The following is a 5,625-nucleotide window of genomic DNA, read 5'->3' on the forward strand; positions in this document are numbered from 1 at the left end:
GCGCCCGCGCCTGCCAGCCAAAGGCGCGGCCGGTCCGGCAGCTCGCCGGGCAGCGGCGGCAGGTCCATGATGGCAAGGCTGGTGGGGCCCGCCGGTGCGTCGCCATGGTCGAGCGCGACACCGCCAACTGCTCGGTAGCTACCGCCGGATCACCATGACGAGCCAGCAGATCAAGAAAGGCGGCCCGGTCACGCAGGGCCATGGCCCTGGCGGCCGGACGCCGGTCTGCCCGTTGTTCGCCGCCAGGCGTCCCTGCGCTGCCCGCTGCAGGCGCGGACCGATCGGTGGCATGCGGCAAGGCTTCACCATCCAGCACGATCGCCTCCCGCCAGCGACGCGGCCGCCGGGCCGATTCCGCATCCATGCCCGATATGCAACCTGAAGCGTTACGCTAGTCAAGCAGAAATGTGCCTATTTGGTTATTTTGCCCACAGTCGCCACAACCTCTGCGGCAAAGGCGTGCATCGGGAACGGCGCCCCAGGCAGATCGAAGCCACGCCGGATGACGATGATATTCCCGGCGATTACCGCATATTGGCCGCGATTGCCGTTCATCGCATAGGTGCCGGCCGGCAGCGCCGGCACGCCCTCGCGTGCGCCCAATCCGCCCCAGCGCCAGAAGCCGGCGCCATAGCCTTCCGGGCGATTGTCCGGCTGCGGGCCATCGGCGCGCTCCACGAAGGCTGGCCAGTCCGGCGGCAGCAGCTGCTGGCCCCCCACCTTGCCGCCGTTCTGATAAAGCAGGGCCAGCCGCGCCAGATCACGCGCGGTCATCCACACCTGGCTCGACAGCACGAAATCGCCGCGCCAGTCCGTTTCCGGTGTCGTGCGCGTCATCCCCAGCGGCCACAGCAGTTCGGTAAACGGAAAGGCCAGCGCCGCGTGTTGGCCGCCGTCCTTCGCCAGCACGCGGGACAGCGACAGCGCCGCCAGCATGATGTCATTGTTGCTGTAGTTGAAGTGTGCGCCCGGCCCATTCTCCAGCGGCATCGCCGGCGCCGTCTCTGCCACCGTCGCGCCGCCCAGATAGACCTCATCGGTGCGATTGCCCGGGCCGGCCGTCCACAGCCCGCTCTTCATCCGCAGCAAGTGGCTCCAGGTGATGGCGGCCCGGGGATCACCCGGCGCCTGCCACTGCGGCACCGGCGCCGCCTGTGCCACGTCCACCAGGCCCTTCTGCACCGCCCGGCCCACCAGCGTCGCGGTCAGCGATTTCGCGACGCTCCAGGTGCGCTGCGGCGTGTGCATGGTCCAGTCGGCACGATAGCGCTCGGCAATGATCCTGCCGTTCTTCATCACGATCACCGCCGTGGTGCGGTCACTTTCAAATGCCTTCGCCACCACCGCTTCGAGCGCCGCCCGGTCGCGCTTGCGCTTCAATGGCTGTACCGCGCCCTGATCGCCCAACGGCCACGGCCGCGCATCTGTGGCTGCCAGATCGGGCGCTGCCAGCCCCGGCACCAACCGCGCCACATCCGCCGTGGAGGTGGCACCCACCGGCAACTGCGTGCAGCCCAACAACGCCCGCCACACGGCAATGCGCGGCGGCAGGTCCGCCGCAAATGTCACCGAAACCGTCCGCGCCGCCTCGTCCACGTCCGCTTTCAGCCCGCCCACCAGCGGCTGATACTCCGCATAAATCCCGGTCAGGTCGTCGCGAGCAATCGCCGCTTCCCCCTGCCCGGCATTCCACCGCCCGGAACAGGTGAACGCCGCCTTGTAGCCAGCGGCTAGCGCAAGACGATGCGGGTCCGGCGCCGTCTGTGCCAGCGCCGGGGCGGCCAGCAGCATAGCTGCGAACAGGATTGACTTCACGACAGCAGTGCCTGCCACACCCCGGCCATCAGCATGAAGGCGCGCATGTCGCCCGTGGTGGTGCCGGCCATCTTGTTCATCACATAGCTCATGCACAGCCGCGCATCCATGTCGCAGACCACCAGCGATCCGCCATAGCCGCCCCAGAACACGGTGTTCTTGTTGGGAAAAGGCAGCCGTTCGGTGGGCATGCCATAGCCCAGGCCATAGCGCACCGGCATGTTCAGCACCTGATCATGCCCTTCAATCTGCAGCTCCAGCGCCTTCCTGACGCCTGCTTCGCTGAGCAGGCGCTTGCCGTCGGCGACGCCGCCATTGGCCATCAGGGTCTGCACCGCTGCCACAGAGCGGGCATTGCCGTGGCCGCCGGCTGCTGGGATCTCCGCCGCCCGCCAGGCCCTGGTGCGCGTTGCCAACGGATCTACGGGCGGGTTGGTCGCCATGTTCTTGGCCAGCGCTGATTGCGGGCCGTCGCTTATCGATGCGCCCTGCGGCGGCGGCACCAGATCGGCCACACGGCCATCATGGGCGGCATCCAGACCGATGTGGAAATCGGCGCCGAGCGGCCCGGCGAGCTGCTCAGCGAACACCGTGCCCAGAGACTTGCCGGTGATACGCCGCACCACTTCGCCCACCAGATAGCCTTGCGTCATCGCGTGATAGCCCGGCGCGGTGCCAGGCTCCCAGAATGGCGCCTGGGCGGCGAGGCGGCTGGTCACCAGTTCCCAATCATATAGGTCGGCAGGCTGCATCGGCTCGTGGAAGCCCGACAGGCCGGCCGAATGGCTCATCAGGTGGGCCACGGTCACGTCCGCCTTGCCGGCCGCCGCGAACTCCGGCCAGTAGTGTGCCACCTTCTCCTCGAAGCGCAGCGCACCCTGATCGGCCAGCCACAGCGCGGTCAGCGCCGTCATCGTCTTGGTGGTGGAATAGACGTTGACGATGGTGTCCCGTTCCCAGGGCCGCGTCTGCTCGGCATCGGCCCAGCCGCCCCACAAATCAATCACCGGCTCGCCATCCAGCGTGGCGGCAAAGCTTGCGCCCAGATCGTCGCCGCGCGCCAGGGCCGCAGCAAGGGCCCCGCGCACGGCCTCGAACTTCGGATGCACAAAACCGTGAACGTCACTCATGTCACCATCTCCTGCGGCAGCGGCGAAGGCCCTACCAACGCCTCATAGAGTTTCAATGCATAACGATCGGTCATGCCGGCCACGAAATCGCCGACATGCCGCGCCCGTGCCGGTTCGTCGGCCGGGCACAGCGCCGCCCAGTCGCCCGGCAGCAGCTCTGGACGTTCATGGAGCACGCCGAACAGCGATGCCACCACGGCTTCGGACGGATCGCGCAGCCGCACCACGGCGGACGCACGATACATGTGCTGGCGGAGATAGTCCTTCAGCACCTGGACTTCGGCCGCCAGCGCCGGCGAAAGCGTGGCAAGCGTGCGACCGGCGCCCCGGACATCGGCCACCTGTCGCACGTCATGCTCGGCCAGCCGCGCCCGCACGGTGGCCAGCAGATCGTCGGCCATGCGCCCGATCTGTTCGCGCACGAGCGCCGGGACCAGCCGGCGCCGGGCCGAAACGCCCGGCCAACGTGTGGTGACCGCCGCCCAGCACTCGGCCACAAAAGGAACCGCCGCGGTTATATCTTCAATCGAAAACAAACCGGCTCTGATGCCGTCGTCGAGGTCGTGATTGTCGTAGGCAATGTCGTCGGCGATCGCCGCGATCTGCGCTTCCAGGCCGGCGTGACTCGCCAGATCGAGCGGCCAGGCCGCGTCCACTTCGGCCAGCGCCCAGCCTGGCGCGTAAATCGGCCCGTTGTGCTTGGCCAGCCCTTCCAGGGTTTCCCAGGTCAGGTTCAGGCCGTCGAAACCCGGGTAGCGGCTTTCCAGCCGCGTGACGATCCGCAAGGCATGGCCGTTGTGATCGAACCCGCCCCAGGGCGCCATGGCGCGTTCCAGCGCGTCCTCGCCGCTATGGCCGAAGGGCGGGTGGCCCAGATCATGGGCCAGCGCCAGCGCCTCGGTCAGGTCTTCGTCCAACCCCAGCGCGCGGGCGAGGCTGCGGGCGATCTGTGCCACTTCGAGACTGTGGGTGAGCCGCACCCGGAAATGGTCGCCATCCGGCGCCACGAACACCTGGGTCTTGTAGCGCAGGCGGCGAAAGGCCCCCGAATGGATGATGCGGTCGCGATCACGCGCAAACGGGCTGCGCGTGGCAGATGCCGGCTCGGCATGCCAGCGCCCGCGCGACGCTTCCCAGAAAGTGGCGTGGGGCGCCCGCTCAGCCACAGGCCGTCAACGAACCGTCCCGGCCGCCTTCAGCGCCTGCACCCTTGTCGCGCCATAGCCCAACTCGGCCAGGATGGCATCGGTGTCGGCAGCCTTCGTCATCCGTGGCCGGTCGGTCACGGTCGCCGAATAGCGCGGCGCCGGCGCCGGCTGCATCACGCCATCGGCCTCCACAAAGGTCTGGCGGGCAGCGTTGTGCGGGTGGTTGGGCGCCTCCTCCATCGACAGCACCGGGGCGAAGCAGACGTCGGTCATCTCCATGAGGTCGCACCATTCCTCGCGCGTCTTCGTGCGGAACAGCGCGGTCAGCTTCGCCTTCAGCGCCGGCCAGCGCGCGCTGTCCATCTGCGCGGCGAAATCCGGATCATCCTTCAGGCCGGTCTTCTCCAGCAGCAGGGCATAGAATTGCGGCTCGAGGCTGCCGATGCTGATCCACTTGCCGTCGGCGGTTTCATAGGCGTCATACATGTGGGAACCGGTATCGAGCAGATTGACGCCGCGCCGGTCCTGCCAGATGCCGTTGGCGCGGAAGCCCCAGATCATCGCCATCAGCGTGGCCGCGCCATCGGTCATCGCGCAATCGATCACCTGGCCCTGCCCCGTGGCCTTGGCGTGCAGCAGCGCCGCCACCATGCCGAAGGCCAGCATCATGCCGCCGCCGCCAAAGTCGCCGACCATGTTGATCGGCGGGGTGGGCTTCTCCCCGGCGCGGCCATAGGCGTGGAGCGCACCGGCCAGCGCGATATAGTTGATGTCGTGCCCGGCGGCCTGGGCATAGGGGCCAAACTGGCCCCAGCCGGTCATCCGACCATAAACCAGGGCCGGATTGACCGCGTGGCACTCGGCCGGGCCCAGCCCCAACCGTTCGGTGACGCCGGGGCGGAAGCCCTCGAACAGCGCGTCGGCACCCTTGACGAGGTCGAGCACCAGCGCCCGGCCTTCCGCGCTCTTCAGGTCCACGCCGATCACCCGCCGGCCCCGCAGCAGCGGATCGCGCGCATCGATGCGGGCACCCGGGCGGTCCACCCGGATCACCTCGGCCCCGTGATCGGCGAGCATCATGCCGGCAAACGGGCCCGGCCCGATACCGGCCAACTCGATCACCCTGATCCCATTCAGTGGCCCGGCCATGTGAAGTCCTCCCCTTGCCTGCGTGCGACAACCCCTGCCAGCCATGCAGAATAGGTCAAGCTGTGGCCGATGGCAGGTTGGTCCGCCACCCTGCCAAAAATCGCCATCCGCGCCCGCTGGACTTGGGCAGCCGCCCCATGTCAGACTTTGCATCAGGAAGGGTTCAGACCGGCAAGTGGCGGCAGAACGCAAGGGCATGGCAAACATCACCATCTGGCACAATCCGCAGTGCGGCACCTCGCGTAACGCCCTGGCCCTGCTCAAGGCGCAGGGTCACACGCCGCAGATCGTCGAATATCTGAAGACCCCGCCCGATGCCGCCACGCTGGCAGGGGTCGCCGCGGCCGTGGGCGGCGCGCGCGCGCTGCTGCGCACCCGAGGCA

At 68.2% G+C, this 5,625-nt stretch carries 4 protein-coding genes and 1 pseudogene; 1 reads left to right on the plus strand and 4 read right to left on the minus strand.

The annotated features are described in order from the left end of the window. Positions 1 to 411: 411 nt before the first annotated feature. Genes GJV64_RS10725 through GJV64_RS10740 form a run of 4 tightly spaced genes read right to left on the minus strand, consistent with a single transcriptional unit; the run spans position 412 to position 5,242 of the window. The gene (locus GJV64_RS10725) at positions 412 to 1,815 is read right to left on the minus strand and encodes a serine hydrolase domain-containing protein (RefSeq protein ID WP_164157225.1); all 1,404 of its coding nucleotides are present in this window, start codon (positions 1,813 to 1,815) and stop codon (positions 412 to 414) included. Next, entirely contained in the window at positions 1,812 to 2,945 is a 1,134-nt protein-coding gene (locus GJV64_RS10730) for a serine hydrolase domain-containing protein (RefSeq protein WP_164157226.1), read from the minus strand. The genes GJV64_RS10725 and GJV64_RS10730 overlap by 4 nt, the downstream gene beginning before the upstream one ends. Continuing rightward, positions 2,942 to 4,111 carry a deoxyguanosinetriphosphate triphosphohydrolase gene (locus tag GJV64_RS10735; protein ID WP_164157227.1) on the minus strand — a complete coding sequence of 390 codons (1,170 nt, stop codon included), beginning with the start codon at positions 4,109 to 4,111 and terminating at the stop codon, positions 2,942 to 2,944. The genes GJV64_RS10730 and GJV64_RS10735 overlap by 4 nt, the downstream gene beginning before the upstream one ends. A 6-nt stretch (positions 4,112 to 4,117) precedes the next feature. Continuing rightward, positions 4,118 to 5,242 (minus strand): CaiB/BaiF CoA transferase family protein, encoded by a 1,125-nt coding sequence (locus GJV64_RS10740; protein ID WP_164157228.1) that lies wholly within the window; start codon positions 5,240 to 5,242, stop codon positions 4,118 to 4,120. Positions 5,243 to 5,438: 196 nt separating this feature from the next. On the opposite strand from GJV64_RS10740, the pseudogene GJV64_RS10745 reads away from it, so the two are divergent. Continuing rightward, positions 5,439 to 5,625, plus strand: a pseudogene (locus tag GJV64_RS10745) (arsenate reductase (glutaredoxin)); the annotation flags it as partial.

The organism is Sandarakinorhabdus rubra (genome assembly GCF_010994245.1).
Taxonomy (GTDB): domain Bacteria; phylum Pseudomonadota; class Alphaproteobacteria; order Sphingomonadales; family Sphingomonadaceae; genus Sandarakinorhabdus; species Sandarakinorhabdus rubra.

What these genes read in the sequence shown, in the direction of transcription:
- GJV64_RS10740 (WP_164157228.1), bottom strand. Translation starts at nt 5,242, where the DNA reads ATGGCCGGGCCACTGAATGGGATCAGGGTGATCGAGTTGGCCGGTATC.
- GJV64_RS10730 (WP_164157226.1), bottom strand. Translation starts at nt 2,945, where the DNA reads ATGAGTGACGTTCACGGTTTTGTGCATCCGAAGTTCGAGGCCGTGCGC.